Here is a 19614-nt window from a genome sequence, read left to right as displayed (position 1 = left end):
TACTTCATCGGAGAAGGGAAAAATCATGCACGTATTCATCAATATCGTGCCGCAAACCACGTTGGACTGGCCGTGTCTAGAGACGCTCGTCGGGGAGCTCACCAGCCAACACTTTGCAGCCGCATCCTTTAACTTACAATTAAGTGCGACCCAAGTTTTAACATCAGCACAACAGCAACAGGCGAAGGACTGGGGACTGACCCTTAATCAGCTCCAAGCACCCTTGGCACCACACAATTATCTGATTAATCTCCGCGAAACTGATCACGTCTTACCCGGCGCACTCCAGCAATGGGCCCAAGTCATGGCTAAACACCCTGGCAGTCCGATCAGTTTGGCGGCTTTTGACTTGCACCAATCGCTAGCCGATCAGATCGCCGCCTACGTTATGGACCATCAGGAGGCCGCGCTCCAACAGACTTACCGTCAGCTGGCAGCGGACAGCCTAGACGACCCGAACGAACAGTTACGCACCCTCTGGAGTCTTCAGAGTTACTCGGTCCAGACGAACCTGCAGAGTCTTAGCCAGTTGACTCAGCGGATTCGTCCGACTGGCGTGCTCTTGCCGACTGAATTGCTAGACACCACGTTGCCCCTCGTTTCGGCAGCGCAGGCCTTTGCTGTCTTACGACAGAGTCCAGACATTCTTCGCCTGCACGTGCCAACCCTGCAACGGGCCATGTGGGTCGAAGTCACGCCGCTTGCCTGGCTCAATGAACTCACACAGATCGACGTTCAACAGCTAGACGTCATGTGGCAACCCGTTTACCAAGACTACTTCCAACGGCAGCTCAACGCCTTGCTGAAGGCCGCGGACCGCAAGCGCTTGTCCAAGGAAGCCCACACCGAGTTGTTAGCCCGGATCAAGCGCAATACGACGCGACCGACCCACCACTGGTCACGTCTTGGATTGCTGCAACTGTTGTCGCCCAGCGTAGCCCATCAGCTGTTCTACTAGGAGGCCCACCATGAAATACAGTTTAATTACGCCTTGTCAAAATGAAGAATTGCCGCAACTATTAGAGCTGCGACACAACCTATTAGCACAACGCTATCAGGACCTCGAATGGGTGATTGCCCGTAACGCACCGCTCGACCTCACCAGTGCCGACTGGCAGCTCCCCTTTACCGTGCGTCAAGTTCCTTTTACCGGAAGTACCGCGGGTGCCGCACGCAACGCCGCCGTGGCTGCGGCGCACGGAGACTGGTTGGTCTTCGTCGACAGCGACGACTACCTGACCGCCGACGCGTTGGCCAATATGGCCGCGATTACGCCGTTTCCCGCCGACACTCTGGGAGACCTCTACCAGTATCCGACCTACGAACCCCACACCTCGTTTGTGGCGAGTGCAACCCAGACCGTGGTCCAAGACGATCTGCCAAAATGGGGCGGTGCCAAGCGACGGCGACCCAAGAACCGTGCAGTCAATCTCAGCACGGCAATTCTCGGTCAATTATCGCCGGAACTAACCGTAACGCCGGCCGTTGATAGCTGGCTCCAACACAAGTACATTAGCCTATCGGGCGATGCGCGCTGGGACCAATTCAACCGCCAACTCAAGATCACGGGAAAGGTCATTAACCGCCAGTTGGTCCAAAGTAACCAGCTGAAATTTGACGAAACCAACGCACTGTATCCTGACTACACGTTCTTAACGCAGGTCATGGCGCGGACCAGCCGCTACCTACGTCTGGCCGACCCGACCTACATCCGGGTCAAACACAACGATCCCGTGAACCAGCCGTCGTTACATCAACTGGCTGTGGCCGATCGCTGGCAACAACGGATCGCCGCTTGGCAGACTAGTCTCACCGCCATCACGACGCCCGACCTACATCTGGCGTTCAGCCGTTACTGTCTCCATCGACTCCACCGGTTTCTTTACATGGCCTTAGCCACCGGTGCGACCGCCGAGGATGCCTCGGTGCACGATGTTCCCAGCTTAATGGACCAGCTCCACGTCTTCTTACAGCAGGTCGACGAGACGGCTCTCGGTGAAATTTCACTGCTTAGTCGGCGAATTCTCAAGCACATCCGGCAACATCCCACTCGTCCCCAACGCGCGATCAACCGAATTGTTCACTTACGACAGCTGGGCCGGGTCATCAAGCACCACGGTCGTGGCATTACCCGTCTCTCGTATCTGTGGTGGTTCACCAAGTTGCCGATTAAGCCTAAGACGATTCTCTACGAATCCTTCCTTGGCCGGAACTTTTCAGACAGTCCCAAGGCCGTCTACAACTACCTGCAGGCGACCTATCCTGGACAATTTAAACACGTCTGGATCTCCAATCCCGGCGTGACGGGAATGCCGACCAACCAGCCGGATACCAAAGTGGTAAAACGGTTTGGCTGGCGGTACATGTACTACCTCGCCACCTCGAAATTTCAAGTGATTAACATGCGGCAACCCAAGTGGTTCGTGAAGCGGCCGGGGACCAAGTTTCTCGCGACCTGGCACGGAACCCCCCTCAAGCACCTGGTCTTCGACATGGACAACGTCGCCAGTGCCAATCCGCTGTACAAGCAGATCTTCTTCCAACAATCCCGGCAATGGGACTACTTGGTCACGGCCAACCAGTTCTCCGTCGACGTGTTTGAACACGCCTTCATGTACCCAGTCGCGAAGATGTTGAAGTCCGGCTATCCGCGTAACGACATCCTCAGCGCGCCGAACCGTGATGCTCGTGCCCGCCAGATTAAGGAGAAACTGGGCATTCCCCAAGATAAGAAGATTATCCTCTACGCCCCCACTTGGCGAGACGATGACTACTACGGCGTGGGCGATTACAAGTTCACGTTGAAGCTGGACATTAACCGGTTGAAACGCGAACTGGGCGACGAGTACGTGCTGGTCTTACGGACCCACTACTTTATCACCGAACATCTGGACACTACCGGCTTCGGCGATTTCGTTTATAACGAATCCAGCTACGACGACATCGCCGAGCTATACCTGATCTCGGACGTCCTGATTACCGACTACTCCAGCGTTTTCTTCGACTACGCCATCCTCAAGCGGCCGATTCTATACTTCGTTTACGATTACGAGAAATACGGCAGCGTGCTGCGAGGCTTCTATCTCGATATGGAAAAGGACTTGCCGGGCCCCTTACTGAAAACCAATGACGATGTCTTGGCCGCGCTACATCACCTGCCGCAGGTCACGCAGGATTACGTGGCGGCCTACGACCGTTTCAGTCAGCGCTTCAACGCCTGGGAAGACGGCCACGCCACGCAACGGGTGGTCGACGCCTTCTTCGATCAGGATGACCTGAAGTAACACATTTAAATGACAATGTGAAAGCCCCTGTAACGGCCAAATGGTCGCTACAGGGGCTTTTTTACAATCTAGTTTGAACTGGCCAGTTGCGCGGTCAAGAAGTCTGGGAGACTCTGGGCGGGATGGCCCATGATCGTCTGGTAATCGTCCGTCACGGTGGCCAATAATCCCCGCGCACCGGCATCATACATGGACGCCAGCATGTGGCCCTCATTGCCCTGGTTATACAGCTCAGCGAATTTGCTCAGTGTGACCGGGGCATACCCGATCGACTGACCGGACACCTGACTCAAGACCTCAGCCAGCGCTGGCATCGTGTAGGAGTGCTCTTGGGTCAACGTGTAGCTGGGTTGCCGCCACAGTGCCGGGTTCACCGCAACTTTAGCAAAGGCTGCCGCACTATCTGCTAAGCTAATGAAGCTGAGCGAGGCATCCCCCATCGGATAGATGACGTTGTGCCGTTCAATCAATTCTGGCAGGTAAGGCACCAATGGATCGGCATACAACGCATTGCGTAAAATCGTGTAGGACAAGCCACTAGCCGCCAGACGCCGCGGCACGTAGGCGTAAAATGCCGATAGGTCAAACGGATTATTCACCTGATCGGCAATAAATCCCATCACCACCAGATGGCCAATCCGCGCCTGTTTCGCGGCAGTCAGGACATTTTCAAACTCCATGACCCGACTAAAACTGTCATGGCTCTTGCTGGGGACGTAAATCACGACATCGGCCGCGTCCAACACTGCCGTCACCGTCGCCGGCTGACGATAGTCCAATGGCAGAACGGTCATCCCCTGCTGGGCAAACGCCGTAGCCTTGGCTGGCGTGTGAACGCCCAGCGTGATGGTGCTCGGTGTCACCAATTGGGCTAAGGCCTCAACAATTTGGGTTCCTAAATGACCCGTGGCTCCGGTAACGACATATTTCATGGCAAAAACTCCTTTATTTGTTGTTGCTTTAAAAGTAACACCAGCTATGACTCCCGTCAATTCATTTCGTCACGGCTTGAAAAAAATCGCCGCGGCCGCTCGGCAAACGCCTATAATGAAGATGAGGAGACGGGAAGGCGTGGTGACCCGCGTGCCGGAAATCATCGACATCGTGGCTGACCCACCAACCTTTCAACCTCCTAAATTAGTTGCTATGAGGAGTGAGTAACGTGGTACAACAATTATCGAAAAAAGTTGCAATCGTCACGGGGGCCGGATCTGGTAAGGGCCAAGCCATCGCCGAACTGTTTGCCAAGGAAGGCGCCCAAGTCGTCGCCGCCGACAGTAATGCCGAGGCGGTAAATGCCGTAGTTGATGGCATCGCGACGGCCGGTGGGACGGCCATTGCCGCCGTGACCGACGTCACCAAGGACGCGGACGTCACGGCCATGGTTCAACTCGCAGTTGACCACTTCGGCCACCTCGACATTCTGGTCAACAATGCCGGCATGCTGGATAAATTGGCGCCCGCCGATACGTTAACCAATGAGCTGTGGGATCGCGTGATGACGGTCAATACGACCAGCGTCATGTTGGCCACGCGAGAAGCCCTCAAGCAGTTCACCCAACAGGATGCCGGCGTTATTCTCAACATCGCGTCCGTCGAAGGTGACACCAGCGACCGGGCCAGTGCGGCCTACGCGGCGTCCAAGCATGCCGTCGTTGGTTTGACCAAGAACACGGCCTTCATGTACCAGAACGCCGGAATTCGGACCAACGCCATCGCCCCCGGCAGTAAGGATACCGAGTCGCCGCTAGGCATTACGGTTCCAACCTCACCAAGTGGCAATAAGATCGCCCAGACAGCGCTGTTCCTGTGCTCCGATGCCGCCAGCTACGTCAACGGCGTGGTAGTTCCAGTAAAATTTTAAACAATTCGTCTGTCATGACAAAGCTCCCCGCCATCAACGGTGTCGTTGATGGCGGGGAGCTTTTTCGTCGCGCTTAACTTATCACCCCTACGCCAAGTCCACGCCGCCATCCACGTGTAGCACTTGTCCGGTGACAAAGTCATTTTGCATCAGGTAAAGGTAGGCCGAGGCCACCTCATCTCGCGTGGCCACCCGGTTCAACGGGACACCCTGCGCAAAGTCAGCGGCTTGTTGCTGGACCTGTTCGGACGTTAAATGCCGCCAGAGACCGGTGGGTGTCCAGGTGGGGGCGACCGCGTTCACCCGAAAATCTGGCGCCAGCTCGACCGCCAGACCGGCCACCATCGTATTAATCGCCTGATTGCCCACGATGGCACCGGAGGCATCGTGGGGATGACCACCCGCACCCGACGTAAAGATCAGCGACCCATGGGGCTTCAGCTGCTTGGCTGCAATCTGGGCCAACTGAAGATTGGCGAAGAATTTATCTTCAACCGCTTGGCGAATTGCCGCTACCGAGTTGTCTAAGAAGCCGCCACCCATGGCCCCGCCGAGAAATGACAGGACATGGTCGAACTGGCCCTGCCGCGCGAAAAAGTCGGTGAGTTGCTGACCATCTTGGGCGTCCAGCGCCGTACCAGCCACCGTATCGCTGACTTGACTAAGCTGCGTCACCGCGGCGTCCACGTGGGTCTGACTGTAGCCAATCACGTGAACCCTGGCGCCCTGAGTAAGGGCTTGTGCCGCCACCGCCGCACCGAATCCAGATGTCCCACCGACAATGGCCAAACGTTGTTGTGCTAACTTCATATGAGGACCTCCTACCTTCATCTAGTCCTTATCATACCGCAAGATCGCCGCGGCGCCGGAAAAATTGACGCCCTGAACGTCAACTTGTACACTGAAATCAGACTATTTATCGGCTAAGGAGATGTGTCAGTTAATGACATGGTTAATTTTACTAATTACGGGGTTTATCGTTGGGCTACTGGTCATTTCGACCGGGGGTGGCGGAGCCGCCATCTATCTGGGACTGCTGACCACCGTCTTCCACCTCGCCCCGGGATCGGCCGCCGCCACGTCACTATTCACGGCATTTCCCTCACTACTGGTCGGGGCTTATGGCCACTACCGAACCGGCCAGATTCAATTTAAGGTCGGCAATCAAATGCTGATTCCGGCCATCCCCGCAACCATCGTCGGCGCACTGATTTCGCCGTATATTCCCATCAGGATCTACACCTGGTTGGTGGCTATTATTTTATTTTTACTGGGCACTCAAATCCTGGTTAAACGATTTAGCCACCGTCAAGCCAAGCCAGCTCGGCACCAAGGACTCCAGGCGGCCTGCTACGGCATCATCAGCGGCCTAATGGTCGGCGTTGCCGGATTGTCCGGCGGAGGGCCGATCATCGCGGGACTTCTGGTCCTGGGGCTGGACATGATTCCGGCCGCGGCGACCTCCGCCTACGTGCTGGTTGGCACCACGCTGATCGGGCTAATCTTCCACATGTCAGCCAACAGCGTCAACTGGAACATCGGTATCAGCCTGATGGTTGGCGCCATGCTGGGGGCTTTCTATGCGCCCCGCCTGCTGATGCATGCCGACCCGCAGAAGCTCAACGCCTACCTCAAGCCTTTCATGGGGCTCCTCATCATGGTGATGGCGGTAAAAATGGTCCTCTAAGTCTCCCTCTAACTGACCGCAAAAAAGCATGACCCACCACAATCGGTTGAGTCATGCTTTTATTTTAGAAAGAATTAGTTCCGGCGTTTCTTAATCTTCACCGCGCCCAAGGTTCCCAATAGGCTAGCCAAGAGGGCTGCTCCCACGGCCGGTGCCCAGTTATTCTGAGCTTCACCAGTCTGTGGCAGGCCACCCAAGTCACCTAAGATGCGGCTCCGGATAGCTTCTAACTTGGCAACCAAAGCGGTATTGCCCTGCGCCTTGGCGTTGGTAATCGCTTGGTCAACCCGGTTCAACAGCGCTTGTTCATCGGCGTGCGCTGCGGCTGGTGACTCGGATTCGGCGTCAATCAGATCATCCCACAAGTCTGCGGTCTCTTCATCCTCAGCATAATCCGGGTGTTCATGCTCGTAGGTCAAGTCCTCGTCACCACCCTCGTCAGGTAGTTCCCCATCAGGTTCCTCGGTTCCAGGCTCTTCAGTTCCGGGGTTCTCCGTGTCGGGCTCTTCCGTATCGGGCTCTTCAATGTTTGGCATTTCAACGTCGATACCGGGATGGATTGGCTTTTCGAATTCCTCTTCCTCGATGTCTTCATCGCCGTTGCCTTGCAGGTCCCAGCGGTGGGTTTCGGCCTTGACGATAACCTTATCGGCAATCAGGTTCCCATCGATATTCTGGTTAGCAACAATCGTGGCAGACGGTGCCAGCATGCTGCCTTGGAATGGCGCGTTGACGTTGATGGTCCCGCCGTATTGCTTGTCACTGGCAGTGCTGTCGTAGAAGTTCCACAGCAAGTGGTTGTCCCCGAAGTGTTCGGTTTCTTGGTTATCCCGTTCGCTACCATCACTGTAAATCAGCTTGATCTGCGAATTAACGTCGTAGTCCGCTTGACCACCGGTATCGACATTGATGATAACCGTGGTACCCTCAGCGTCAGGCGACAAGCCCTTGATCGTCAGCGGTGTATTGCCGTTCAGAACGTCGGGCGACAGGTTCAACACAATCTGGTTGTTGGCATTCGGCGTCATATCGCTGATGTCAATGACCCGACTATTTTGGTCGGCGAAGTCACTGTTGCTGTAGGTCGCTTCGCTTGGCTTACCCGCGAGTGATTCGTTTAAGGCCTTTAATTTGGCAAATTCAGCGTCAAAGTCGATGTACGTCTGGCCATTCTGGTCTTGATAGACTTCGGAAGCCAGCAAATGGTCGATGTAAACGCCATTGACCATTGGCCGGTTTGGATTGCTGATGTCGATGGTAATGCCATCGCCGAAGACGACCTTGTTTTCACGCGTATCACCCTTAGACACGAAGGAACTTCCCGCAATGTTGGTGATATTTTGTATGTAAGAAATATCCTTGTCCAGTAGTTCCTCAATCACATTGGTCCCAAAGTTCACGTTTCCAATCAGGTTCTGAACGGCAACGTTTCCGTTGGTATGCGCATTCAACTCAGCTTCCCGCGCGAAGATGTGGAAGACAGAGGAGACGCCCAGTAGGTTGTCCAGATCTGGAAAGTCATCGTAAACGGTCCCGCCAGATTGGATTTCAGCTTCGGCCAGTGGCTCCAGCGCCGTGGTGGTCGCTGGTAGCTTGGCTTGGGCCTTTTCAATCAAGGCATTGACCTTAGACTTGAGTTGTTCACTAGTCAATTTCTTGGCAGCTTGGTTGGCGAGCAAAGCCGCTGCGCTAGACGGTGTGTGTCGGTAGCTTTTGGCAAGCTTCTTGGTCTTAATTGACTGTTTACCCAGCTTCTTCGTCTTGTTGTTATTGACAGAAGACGAATCATCCGTGAGCGATTCATTTTCGGCAACAATTTTCTTTTGGCCGTTCGAATCACCTGAGCGATTGCTATTCTCGCTGCTGGTCGATTCATTGCTTGAATCACTATTTGAATCACTGTTTGAACCGCTGTTTGAATTGCCCCAATTGTCAAATCAAGTGCAACACAGGACAGTAAGGCGTAAGCATAACCGGATGCATGTTCTTGAAGACCTGTGTTTTGAAGACCTGGGCGGCGCTAGCATAGCCCAGGGATTTACGTAAGCGATGGTTAAGTGCGTTTTGAATGGCTTGGATCGTTGGTAGATCAAAGTTCTTGAGAGAGATGCCCTTCGGAATGTACTCACGGATGAGACCGTTGAGATTCTCATTAGACCCTCGTTCAGAGGGCGTATAAGGATGAGCGAAGTAAACTTTGGTTCCTTGGACCTGATCTAGCTCGGCAAATTCACTGCCATTGTCAAATGTGATTGACTGGAAGTTCTTAGGACCATAGGCCGTAATGACCCCTTGAAGTGCCTGGCGGCAAGTGTCAGCGTGGTAGTCAGGAATCTTAACGATGATTTCAAAACGACTGACACGCTCGGTTAATGTCATCAGTGCGGGCTCGCTAGCAACCCGCTTGCCCTTAACTAGGTCTCCTTCCCAGTCACCCACCAAGATGCGTTGGTCGACGATAGCTGGTCGCTCATCGATTGAGCTACCCAATATCTTCTTATTCTTTCGGGAGCGAGTTCGACGAGTGCTCTTTACTCGGCGACGAAGCTTGACTGGTAAATCAGCGTTACAGAGGTCGAGATAACCTAAATCAATGTACCGATAAACCGTGGGGGTCGATGGACACGGCTTGTCCGGATAAAGTTGATGGAATCGGTGGACGAAGCTATCGACACTATCGACTCTAATCTTGGTTTTGAGTGCTTGGACTAACAGCTTGAAGAAGAGCCAGCAACGCTTTAGTAAACCCTTAGAATGGCATTTAAGGCGGTCTTTTTCATAGACAGCCTGTCCTGCTTCAGCAAAATATTGATAGTATGGCAGATAGTCGGAGTTAAGCTGGCGAACCGTGCCACGCTTGATTTCGCGTGAGATAGTACTGGGATTTCGATGAAGATTACGAGCAATTTGGCGAACAGATTGGTGGTCCTTCAAGAACGCTTCAATTTGGCCACGCTCTTCGGCAGAGAGTTGTTGGTAAGTAATGGTAGTGGTATGATTTGACTGGGTCATGGAGATACCTCTTTCTTTTTGGTTTGGTCGCTTAAAAGTATAGGTCTCCATGGCCTATTTGTTTACCCTTAATGTCTTAAGGGGTGTTGCACTTCAATTTTAAATCGGGCGCTGTTTGAATTGCTATTTGAATCGCTGTTTACGTTGCTACCAGACGATTCGCCATTATCACTGGTTCCAGTCTTCTGAATCGTCTTGTCTGCCACAGAATCCTGAGTATCCGAACCTAATTTCCCGGATTGCCCCGACTCACTGCCGCTACCACTCTGACTCGACTGCGAAACCCGTGGCTGGCTGTTACTACTACTGTTAGCAGCATCGGCATTAGCCGTTAGCGTTGCGCCGCTCCCCATGGCGAGCACGACCGCACAGGCGAAGACCCACTTACGCCCAACTTTATACATTTTAAAATGCGTCCGTTTCAATTCCATATCGACTAAATCCCTACCTTTCATCTAAAGAATCCATCTCTATTTTCGTCCTCTGGAAGTCAACATTCAACGTTATTTTGAAATTATTTTTTAAATTAACAAATTAACGCAGATACCGTTCAGTTACGACAATAGTTTGGTCAAAAAGTCAACACGCCTCGCCTCAAAATTTCCCTACCACCCCATAATTTCAGCACAAAAAAACGGTGCCGACTGATCGTCGACACCGCTGCGTTAAATTAATTTATTCATGGTTGCGCTTACGTTTCAAACCTAATCCAGTTAAGAGACTACCAACAAGTAAGGCCAAGCCAGCCCAAGGGGCAACCGTGGCTTCGTCCGTCTGTGGCAGGGTCGTCGCTGACTTGGCAGTGGCATTGGTCCGCTGAGAGTCAGTCTTGGCCTGATTAGCAGCTGTCCCCGTCTTGGCTACCAATGGTGTAGCCGTGACGTGCTTGCCAGTCTGTGCGGTCGTATCACCCGTCGCAATCTGGTCGCCATCGCCACCGGAAACGACATTACCGTTTCCACCGTTGTCCGTATCATCAACGGTTGGTTGATCGGGATCGACCGCGTCGCCATCACCGCCAGATTCAACGGCTTGGTACGTGAAGGTAACCGTCTGATTGGCCGCCGTGTAGGTACCATTGGCTACGCTATCGCCGACTAGCCGATACCCATCAAGCGTTGGCGCATTGATGGTGAAGGCGTCGCCAACATTCCCGGTCTGTTGCGATTGACTGATGACGTTGCCGTCTTGATCGACATTAACAACCGTGACGGTCCCCGTCGTCACGCCGGGATCCGGATTGCCAGGGTCGGGATTACCGGGATCAACGGGCACTTCGTTTTCAATCTTGAAGGTGATGTAGGCACTGTACCCCCAGTTGGCCCCAAAGCTCTGGTTCATCACTTGAATGGTGTACATACCATCCGGAACATCTTGCTTCGGCGTAAACGTCAGCCCCCATTTGTCACTGTAACGCTTAATCTCAAACCAACCCGTGGCGTCTTCGGCCGTGTTAGCGGCCCAGGTTGGGATGTCCGTCGTCGGCAGGTTTGGATCTAGGTTACCATAAGCCACGGAAACGTTGCCACCTAACTGTGCTACCTTCACACCTTCATTCTCATCCGGTTGGCCAGTGGTCATGTCTTGCATCCGCATGACCACGCCGCTTACGGGATCAAAGGTCGGACTGTCCTTGCTGAGTTTGATAGTCTTACCGTTCAAACGTTGGTAGACGCCATAATTTACGATAGGTTGGTCACCTTTATTCAGTAACGTGACTACCCCATTGGTGAAGTGATTGAACATGTAGGTGAATATACCACGGAAATGACTCATGTCGGGCAGAGCGCCAGTGAAATTGTTATAAGAAACGTTGAGATCTTCGATTAGTGGCCAATTACCAATATCTGGTAAATTCCCGGACAGCTGGTTGTGAGAGACATCGAGATCTTTAAGAGCCGGCCAGTGCGCAAGGTCAGGCAGTGAACCGGTCAGCTGGTTATTGCTGAGCATGAGGGACCACAGACCAGGAATACTACTCAAGTCGGGAATGCTGCCGGTCAAGTCGTTGTTCGCCAAATAGACCATTTCCAACTTGGAATACTTACTCAAGTCGGGAATGTTCCCCGTTAAATGACTATCTCCCATCCGGATGAACCCCAGATTCAGGTTCTGACTAAAATAGGTATCCATAATTGTTGCAAAGTCATGATTACCGTTATCAGCGGCTAAACTCATTTGGATGTCACGGAGCAATGGCAACGCTGATAAATCAATGAGGCCGGTAGAGGACACCTTCATATTCATGAAAGTAATTGAATGGAGATTCGTGAAGTAGGATAAGCCTTCAAGACTATTCACCGTCCCCGACATATTGTAATCATATAGAGTCGTTAAGTCCCCAACATGTTGGTAAAGATTGCTTTCATCGGCAATATAGTGCGTAACATGTGTTTCTCGATTGAGCTGATTGATAATCGCAGTGCGTAACAAGGCATCCGGAAGCCATACGCTAGCATCGACCCCGTCAATCGGCGATGACTTGACGTTTGCTGCCGGTGCTACTAAAGGCTGTGGTGCCGGTGCTTTTTCTGGTCCTGGAGTTGGCGTGTCAGTGTCATCATTCCCGAGATCTTCCATTTCAGTCTGTGGTGTTCTTGGGACTTGCGGCTGAGGTGTATTCCCAGTGCCATCTGACGTATCGTCCGATGCTGGTTGATTCACGGCGTTTTCATTGACGTCAGACGTATTTTCTTCGCCAGACGGTGTACCCGGTTCCTCGGAATCTTCTATTTCGCCGTTAGCGGGCGATTCATTTTCATCATTCTGCGGTGTCGTTGTCTTTTCGTCCTTAACATTTTCAACTTGACTCGGCTGCTCCTTCAAAGTCGCCTGCCCCGCCGGTGTTGCCGGTTGTTGAGACGATGTTTCTTCAGCTGCCGCATCGGTCGTTGTCGTATCCGCTTGCGCCGTGCCGGTAGCCCCCATCATGCCTAAACCTAGTGTCGCCACCGTAATGCTGGCAACGACCCAGTGCTTGCCTGCCTTATAGCTCTTGTAATGAACTTTCGTGTCGCCTACCCAGTTACGCATGCTATTTTCTCCCCAATTTTTTATAACCTTACTGATTTATTTATCAGTTACTTTTTATGTTACACATCTTTTAATATGAGTATATTTATATACAAGTTCATTGTAACCGGATTCATTCGGAAATGATAGGTTGTTTCCTGACCAGTTGACTAAAGAACATGTTGAGTGCCTAAAAAGGTTAGGGCGCGTCTATTCTGGTAAAACGTTGTAAGCCTCGCCAATTCGCAACTATTCATAACCACAATATTGTTTTACCCGTCAGTTATTTCACCGGGGAAAACATTAATTAACTACCACTTATGCCAATATTACTGTTTCACATTACTAAATCCGTCACTTTATGACCGACGAATTTACAATTGAAGTGCAACAAGTAAGAAGATAAAAAAGGAACTCATAGCCTGAGTCCTGTAAAATGAAGTCACCACAACAATCATTTAAAGGAGATTTTAGGCTATGAGTTCGTACAAACATCTTACCTTAAAAGACCGAGAATGCATACTGTTAGGCGTCACTTTAAACGATAGCTATCAAGTTATTGCGGAGAAAATTGGCTGTTCTAAAGCCACTGTATCACGTGAAGTTACACGCAATGGCGGTCGTGATGCATACTCAGCTGTCAAAGCACAAGAGAGCTACCAAAGGCGCCGACTGAAGAGCCGCCGTCCTAGACTCCTAACTGACCTGAAATTACGAGATTTTGTCCTTCGCTGCATCGTTCAATACCAATGGTCTCCCGAACAAATCTCAGGGCGTTTACTTCACGAAAATAGTGGATGGCGAATTAGTTACAACACCATTTATCGCGGAATTGAACGTGATAATTTGGGAATTAAACGTAAGAGTCGTGGCGCTCGTGGTTTTGCCCGTAAACTCCGCCATCGTGGCAAAACTCGCAAGGTCAAAGGAACAATCAATGAACGACGGGGGCGGTTTAATGATGTTCCTTCAGTCCATGAGCGGCCAGTGTCGTGTGATAACCGGAGCTGGTTTGGCCATTGGGAAGGTGACACCGTTCGAGGTAAGACTGGACGTTCAGCTTTAGTTACGTTGGTGGACCGTAAATCACGTTACTTACTATCTCAACGAGTTTCCAAAGTAAACGCCAAGAACGTTACACAAGCTATGATTGACTTATTGCATACTGTGACGCCCAAACGAGTTCGTACGCTTACGCCGGATCGTGGGACTGAATTCGCAAGATATCGTGAAGTTAGTCAAGAGCTAGGTATTCCGGTCTATTTTCCAGATCCACACGCACCACAGCAACGGGGAACTAACGAGAATACAAATGGTCTTATTCGTGAGTATTTCCCAAAAGGAACTGATTTAGATCAACTCACTGACCAAGATATTTGTCAGTTCATTGAAACATTAAATAACCGACCACGTAAGGTCTTAGGCTGGAAGAGTCCATCAGAAATTTTCTTTGGAATAAAGTTGCGCTTGACTTGACAATTCGTCCCTTAAAAAACGACCCATCGAAGACGGATCGTTCCTAGTTTACCAGGATTTTGGTTTGTTCAGGCAACTATCGAACAAGTCGTTTACTCACGTCTCTTTCGGATACTTACCCAACCTAGCAGCCCCGTTAATAAGGCCAGGCCCCATAATGATGAGGTGGACCGTTCATTGGTCTGTGGCAGTGTTCGCTTAGCCCGCGTAGTTGACGTGGATTCCTCAACTGGGTGAATGGTAGTGGCTAATTGGGCCGGTTGCCCATCAGTCAGCTGCGTCGGGGGCACCGCCGTATCGTCTGTGTCGCTCACAATCAGTTCAGGGGAAACAGTTGGCTGTTCACCCTCCTCCGTTTCTGACGTGCCTGATTGATCGCTGGTCGATGGGACATCGGGCGTCGCGGTGTTATTACCGCCAGCATGATCCGAGCCCGTATCTTGTTTACTAACGTCTGGTGTGCCAGGATTTCCGGGATTCCCCGGATTGCTGGTGTTTCCAGAATTACCTGGCGTTCCAGGTTTTCCGGGCTGATGACCACCCGGCGCTTCTGTTAACGTGTAGACGTAGGTCACGTCAATTGCTGTATCGCCGTAAGTTCCCGTTGCGTTCTTCGGCGTGGTGACTAACGTATAACCCGGAATATCGATCGCATGGGCGGTGTAGGGCGCCCCCACCAAACCTTGCGGCAAGGTAACATCGTCAGCGACCGGTTTGCCCTGCTGGTCTTGATAGTGAACGGTGATTGGGCCGGCTGTATGCGACAGTGTGTAGGGCTGGAGAACGGTGGCATCATTATTCCCATATATACCAGTTAAATAATACTTATATGGTTCTGGTTCTATTGTTTTAAAACACTCGACCGTATTTTCCTCCGGCCACGGATACGTTTTGGCGCCTTCCTTCTGATCACGAATACGCGTATAGTAAAGGCCACCATGACCATCAGACTTTGCAACACCACCGGTAAAATGGATACGATATCTAAATTCGTTACCCTCAGTATAGACCAGCGGAGAGACTTCATCGTCATCATTAGCCCATAGGTCTAGGACTTCGCCATTCCGGTTAATACATTGAACTTGCATATGATATTCTCGCTTAGCCACATCAACGATAATCGGATCCAACATCACTAGTTGATTAGTCCAATAATTTTGGGATAATTCCAAATCTTTGAGTGGTGAGAAATCACGAATATAATTGGATGTAAGATCCAGTATCGTTATATTTTTTAAATTAGCTAAGGACGTCACGTCTTCAATTCGATTACCCGTAAGGTCGACTTCATTTAACTTCTGCAAATGGGCCAAGGGCGTAATATCAACAATATCACCATACGTATGATGTGAAAAATTATCTGTCGAGGTTCTCAATATCAGTTTCTCGAGGTTAACCGCGTATTGCAACCCTTCTAGTGAATAAGTAGTGTGGCCGTCAATATAGGTATCCTTTCTATAATTAACTGCTATAACTTCGCTGAGCAAACCTAAGTCTTCTTTTGTGATATCCGCGACACTCTGCCAATTTTTTGTCACATTACTTAAGTTCTCTAAACGAAAACTCTGTAACGCCAGCAACATCACCTCCTGCAACCGTTTATTCGGCATCCACTGGTCAATATCCGAGATAACCGGTGCGGTTGCGACAGCCACCGTCATCGGTTTAGTCACTTCGGTTTGGACCAAGGCCACGGCGGGAACTGCATGGCTGGCGCCCATTGTGGTAGTCTCTTTAGCGTGATCTGGCCGAATAGGCTGCTCCGTCACGCCTTCGGCAGATGCTGTAGACTCCGAATCCACGGTTGGTCGCTCAGCTGACTCCGAAGAAAACGTCCCCGAGGTCTGGGACGAAGTATCTGTTGATACCGGCTCATTTGACTGTGGCACTACTGGCTTTTCCGCATTCTGAATAGTGAGGTCGACTGGTTCAGCCACTGTGGGCGGCACTTCAACGGGTACCTTGGCATCGTCAGTCCCACCATCAGATTGCCCGGATAACGACACAGTGTTAGTTGGTGTGACTGATGAATTCGCCACAACCGCCGTTTTCACTCGTGCTTCCCCATCATCACTGGCCTGAGCCGTCGAACCATCGAAGGTCAACGCCAAACAGCCCCCTACGGCACCGGCAATTACCCATTTCTTACCATTCTTATACTGAACATGGTGTCTCATTTTCTTTGACATATCCAAACTCCCCAAGTTATCGTTGTTTTCGGAAATGATCCAAGGTGGTTAACCACCTAAATTCAGTATAAGCAAAAGACTTTACTGATTAGGCGAAAAGTCAAAAAGCGATATTAATTGTTTAAAATCTGATTTTGCTCAATTCTATATCTTATTATTTTTATTAGCTGTCTGATTTCTAAACAAAAATCGCCCCTCCAGTTTCCCGGAGAGGCGATTTCAAAGTATCAATTACCGTTTACGTTTCAACTTAAAGCCAAAGAGTCCGAATAATCCAGCTAACAGTGCCAAGCCTAATGCCGGTGAGGTCATCTGTTCGTCGGTTTGCGGTAATGCAGCCGGTGCCAGACCACTGGCCAAGACCTTGACTGGTTGATCACCATCTGTTGACTCGGAAGCAGCCGTTGCCGCCTCGTGGTTCATCGTCAACTGAACGGGATGTCCACCAGTTGCCTGAGTCGTTGTCGTTGCCGCACCCGTACTACCTGAACCTGTCGTACCAGTTTCAGACGCAGCCGTATCGCCTTCAGTCCCCGTTTCGGTCGATTCATCATCTTCCACCGGAGCTTCCGGTTGGCTCGTACCCGGTTGCGTGCCAGGCTGGTTACCTCCCGGCGTTCCTGGATTAGCGCCGTCACCTTCAGAGCCGTTGCCATCTGGGTTACCGGTTCCTGGCTGTTCTCCACTACCACCTGGCGTTTCACCCGGATGACCATCGTCAGGATTTTCCGTGTTGCCGCCACCATCTGGGGTCTCACCTGGGTGACCGCCGCCAGGATTTTCCGTATTGCCGCCGCCATCTGGATTTTCACCTGGGTGACCGCCGCCAGGATTTTCCGTGTTGCCGCCACCATCTGGGGTCTCACCTGGGTGACCGCCGCCAGGATTTTCCGTGTTGCCACCACCATCTGGATTTTCCCCGTTCCCATCGCTGTCACCACTGTCGGATTCTGACTGGGTGTAAACGTAAGTCACGTCAATGGCCGCATCACCGTACGTTCCGTTGGCATTTTCTGGTGTCACCATCAACGTGTAGCCCGGAATCTCAGGCGCCGTCGTCGTGTAGTGTTCACCGACCATGCCCGGCGCTAGGACCACATCATCCGCAATCGCATTACCATCCAGATCATTGTAATGGACCGTCACGCTGTTCGCCGCGTGAGAGATCACGTAAGGCTGAACCACGGCGAAGTCCACCACGCCGGCACTCGGCTTATACGACCCGGTCAGGTAGTAGTAATCCTGTAAAACATCCACGTTCGGTGCACCTGGGAAACTCGTTGCCCCCGGCTTCTGGTCTTGAATGTTGGTAAAGTAAACCCCACCTTGACCATCCGGCTTCGGGTTCCCGCCCGTATAGTAAATATGGTACGTATGCCCCGCTTCAGTGGTATAGAACATCGGCTCAGCGATCGCCATCCCCGTCGTTAACGTCACCACTTCTCCCGTGATCGTCACGCATTGGATTTGCAAGTGGCCTTTCCGGTCATCATCGTTGACCATCAGGGGATCCAGCATGATAAATTGGCCCGTATACGTAAAGTCTTTATAGGGCTTACCCTTCAGTGGTGAGAAATCACGGATGTGGTTGTACGCCAGCGCCATGGTGGTAACATTTTGCAAGTTAGCCAGTGGCGTCACGTCTTCAATCCGGTTGTGTTGGAGGTGGACCGTCGTCAAATGTTGGAGGTTAGCCAACGGCGATACATCCACAATATCTCCATAAAATGCGCCCGGCTTATGGTTCAGCGAGGCTTCCATCATAATTGTTTCCAGATTCGTCGCGTACTGGAGGCCCTCCAATGAGAAGGCCGTGTGCCCATCGATATAGGTATCGAAGCCATCATTGCCCAGTACCATCAGCTTTTTGAGCAGTTGGAGGTCCTCTTGGGTAATGTCAGCCACGCTATTCCACTTCTTATCGACCCCGGTGAGGCGTTGTAAGTGAAGTAAAACGGCTTGTTGTAGGCGCTTGTTCGGCATCCAGTCGTCAATCGTGCTTGCCGTAGGGGCGTGCGTCACCTTCATTGTTGCTGGCTTCGTCATTTCAGCCTGAACAGCTGGCACGGCCACTTCCGTATGACTAGCCCCCAGCGCATGCGTCACGTCGGATTGCACGGGAATGACTTGGTCATCAACCGGCCGTGTTGTGGCAACCGTAGTCGCCGAAGTCGTCGGGGCTTCTGGTGTTGCCGAAACTTCTGGCGTCTCTGGGGTTGTTGCCGTTTCCGAGACTATCGGTGCTGCTGGCGTCGTCACGGCTGGTGTTTCTGGAACCACTGGTGTATCTGGGGTTTCCGTCACCACTTCAGTCTCGTCAAATGCCGGCTTCGTGGTCGCCGTATCGGTTGCGTCCGTCACTGGTGCTTCAGCTTCCCCGACTGGCTGTTCCCCAGCTGGACTGGTCGCCCCGGTGGTATCAGCTGTTTGATCGGCGACCGGCGTCGTCACCACTGGCGCTTCCGGAACGACCGGTGCTGCTGGCGTCGTCACATCGTCAGTGGGCACGACGGTGGCGTCGTCAGCGGTCGCCGACGTATCAACGGATGCTGGTGTTTCCGTCACGGCCGCTGCACTTTCATCAGCCGCTATCGTTTCTGTCGGCCCAGCACTCACTGGTGTCTCCGCTGGTGCCATACTCGTCGCCGCTTCATCGGTCGTGGCTGGTGTCGTCAGTGTTACCGTCGAATCGGTCGCTGGCGTGGTGGTCGCCGTCTCACTGGTCGCGACCTCCCCTTGATCACTGGCCTGCGCGGTAACCCCACCGCCAAACGTCAGCGCTAAGCAGCCGCTAACAACCCCGGCAATAACCCAGCTTTTACCACTTTTATACATTTTATAATGCGTCTTATTTTCCATCGATTTATTCATCGTTGCACTCCCCTAATCTCTCATGACTGGCCAGACCGGCCCCGACACACCAAACGGTCTAGTCGCAGTCGACTACCGTTATCAATGACCAGAGTATATCGAAAAAAATTGGTCCGGAGGAAAAATGCTTAAAAAATAAAACAATTTATGTTCAGCGTGAAATTTGCCTATACGTCTACTTATCGTTACCAATGCGTCTCCTAATAACTGGTCTCAGCC

General features: G+C 51.9%; 13 protein-coding genes and 1 pseudogene. 6 read left to right on the top strand and 8 right to left on the bottom strand.

Features of this window, described 5'->3' with window-relative positions:
• The first annotated feature begins 25 nt into the window (after nucleotides 1-25).
• A complete protein-coding gene (locus KB236_11515; GenBank protein UIF29122.1) occupies nucleotides 26-958 on the top strand; it encodes a hypothetical protein in 933 nt (310 codons plus the stop codon).
• Between the two features lie 10 nt (nucleotides 959-968).
• On the top strand, nucleotides 969-3284 hold the full coding sequence (locus KB236_11510) for a bifunctional glycosyltransferase family 2 protein/CDP-glycerol:glycerophosphate glycerophosphotransferase (GenBank protein UIF29121.1): 2316 nt from the start codon (nucleotides 969-971) through the stop codon (nucleotides 3282-3284).
• A gap of 68 nt (nucleotides 3285-3352) precedes the next feature.
• Here the strand turns inward: KB236_11510 and KB236_11505 are convergent, their stop codons facing one another.
• Complete coding sequence (locus KB236_11505; GenBank protein UIF29120.1) at nucleotides 3353-4216, bottom strand: SDR family oxidoreductase; 864 nt, start codon at nucleotides 4214-4216, stop codon at nucleotides 3353-3355.
• Here KB236_11505 and KB236_11500 point away from each other — a divergent pair.
• Together KB236_11500 and KB236_11495 are read left to right on the top strand one after the other, a co-directional pair.
• A complete protein-coding gene (locus tag KB236_11500; protein ID UIF29119.1) occupies nucleotides 4215-4445 on the top strand; it encodes a hypothetical protein in 231 nt (76 codons plus the stop codon). The two genes, KB236_11505 and KB236_11500, sit on opposite strands and share 2 nt — an antisense overlap.
• A 1-nt stretch (nucleotide 4446) precedes the next feature.
• Nucleotides 4447-5148, top strand: coding sequence for an SDR family NAD(P)-dependent oxidoreductase (locus tag KB236_11495; protein UIF29118.1), 702 nt, complete (start codon nucleotides 4447-4449; stop codon nucleotides 5146-5148).
• Between the two features lie 87 nt (nucleotides 5149-5235).
• On the opposite strand, the gene KB236_11490 is transcribed toward KB236_11495, so the two are convergent.
• On the bottom strand, nucleotides 5236-5958 hold the full coding sequence (locus KB236_11490) for an SDR family oxidoreductase (protein ID UIF29117.1): 723 nt from the start codon (nucleotides 5956-5958) through the stop codon (nucleotides 5236-5238).
• Between the two features lie 133 nt (nucleotides 5959-6091).
• Here KB236_11490 and KB236_11485 point away from each other — a divergent pair, with 133 nt between their 5' ends.
• Nucleotides 6092-6835 carry a sulfite exporter TauE/SafE family protein gene (locus KB236_11485; protein ID UIF29116.1) on the top strand — a complete coding sequence of 248 codons (744 nt, stop codon included), beginning with the start codon at nucleotides 6092-6094 and terminating at the stop codon, nucleotides 6833-6835.
• A gap of 74 nt (nucleotides 6836-6909) precedes the next feature.
• Here KB236_11485 and KB236_11480 read toward each other — a convergent pair whose 3' ends face one another.
• The 4 genes and pseudogenes from KB236_11480 to KB236_11465 all read right to left on the bottom strand — a co-directional run bounded on the left by KB236_11480 (nucleotide 6910) and on the right by KB236_11465 (nucleotide 12880).
• Nucleotides 6910-8652, bottom strand: coding sequence for a choice-of-anchor A family protein (locus KB236_11480; GenBank protein UIF30370.1), 1743 nt, complete (start codon nucleotides 8650-8652; stop codon nucleotides 6910-6912).
• Between the two features lie 205 nt (nucleotides 8653-8857).
• Nucleotides 8858-9847 (bottom strand): annotated as a pseudogene (locus KB236_11475) (IS30 family transposase).
• Between the two features lie 68 nt (nucleotides 9848-9915).
• Nucleotides 9916-10278 carry a KxYKxGKxW signal peptide domain-containing protein gene (locus tag KB236_11470; GenBank protein ID UIF29115.1) on the bottom strand — a complete coding sequence of 121 codons (363 nt, stop codon included), beginning with the start codon at nucleotides 10276-10278 and terminating at the stop codon, nucleotides 9916-9918.
• 244 nt (nucleotides 10279-10522) lie between these two features.
• Nucleotides 10523-12880 (bottom strand): MucBP domain-containing protein, encoded by a 2358-nt coding sequence (locus KB236_11465; GenBank protein ID UIF29114.1) that lies wholly within the window; start codon nucleotides 12878-12880, stop codon nucleotides 10523-10525.
• A 456-nt stretch (nucleotides 12881-13336) separates the two neighbouring features.
• On the opposite strand from KB236_11465, the gene KB236_11460 reads away from it, so the two are divergent.
• Nucleotides 13337-14335, top strand: coding sequence for an IS30 family transposase (locus tag KB236_11460; protein ID UIF29113.1), 999 nt, complete (start codon nucleotides 13337-13339; stop codon nucleotides 14333-14335).
• Between the two features lie 92 nt (nucleotides 14336-14427).
• Here the strand turns inward: KB236_11460 and KB236_11455 are convergent, their stop codons facing one another.
• Nucleotides 14428-16524 carry a MucBP domain-containing protein gene (locus KB236_11455; protein UIF30369.1) on the bottom strand — a complete coding sequence of 699 codons (2097 nt, stop codon included), beginning with the start codon at nucleotides 16522-16524 and terminating at the stop codon, nucleotides 14428-14430.
• A 231-nt stretch (nucleotides 16525-16755) separates the two neighbouring features.
• Entirely contained in the window at nucleotides 16756-19395 is a 2640-nt protein-coding gene (locus tag KB236_11450) for a MucBP domain-containing protein (GenBank protein UIF29112.1), read from the bottom strand.
• Nucleotides 19396-19614: the final 219 nt, after the last annotated feature.

The sequence above is a fragment of the Levilactobacillus brevis genome (genome assembly GCA_021383565.1).
GTDB classification, from domain to species: Bacteria; Bacillota; Bacilli; order Lactobacillales; family Lactobacillaceae; genus Levilactobacillus; species Levilactobacillus brevis_B.
This window is presented reverse-complemented; position numbering and strand designations above follow the sequence as displayed.

Bases quoted from the DNA above. Each gene is read 5' to 3' on its own strand.
- KB236_11515 (UIF29122.1), top strand. From the start codon at position 26: ATGCACGTATTCATCAATATCGTGCCGCAAACCACGTTGGACTGGCCG.
- KB236_11510 (UIF29121.1), top strand. From the start codon at position 969: ATGAAATACAGTTTAATTACGCCTTGTCAAAATGAAGAATTGCCGCAA.
- KB236_11500 (UIF29119.1), top strand. From the start codon at position 4,215: ATGGCAAAAACTCCTTTATTTGTTGTTGCTTTAAAAGTAACACCAGCT.
- KB236_11505 (UIF29120.1), bottom strand. From the start codon at position 4,216: ATGAAATATGTCGTTACCGGAGCCACGGGTCATTTAGGAACCCAAATT.
- KB236_11490 (UIF29117.1), bottom strand. From the start codon at position 5,958: ATGAAGTTAGCACAACAACGTTTGGCCATTGTCGGTGGGACATCTGGA.
- KB236_11485 (UIF29116.1), top strand. From the start codon at position 6,092: ATGACATGGTTAATTTTACTAATTACGGGGTTTATCGTTGGGCTACTG.
- KB236_11470 (UIF29115.1), bottom strand. From the start codon at position 10,278: ATGGAATTGAAACGGACGCATTTTAAAATGTATAAAGTTGGGCGTAAG.
- KB236_11465 (UIF29114.1), bottom strand. From the start codon at position 12,880: ATGCGTAACTGGGTAGGCGACACGAAAGTTCATTACAAGAGCTATAAG.
- KB236_11460 (UIF29113.1), top strand. From the start codon at position 13,337: ATGAGTTCGTACAAACATCTTACCTTAAAAGACCGAGAATGCATACTG.
- KB236_11455 (UIF30369.1), bottom strand. From the start codon at position 16,524: ATGTCAAAGAAAATGAGACACCATGTTCAGTATAAGAATGGTAAGAAA.
- KB236_11450 (UIF29112.1), bottom strand. From the start codon at position 19,395: ATGAATAAATCGATGGAAAATAAGACGCATTATAAAATGTATAAAAGT.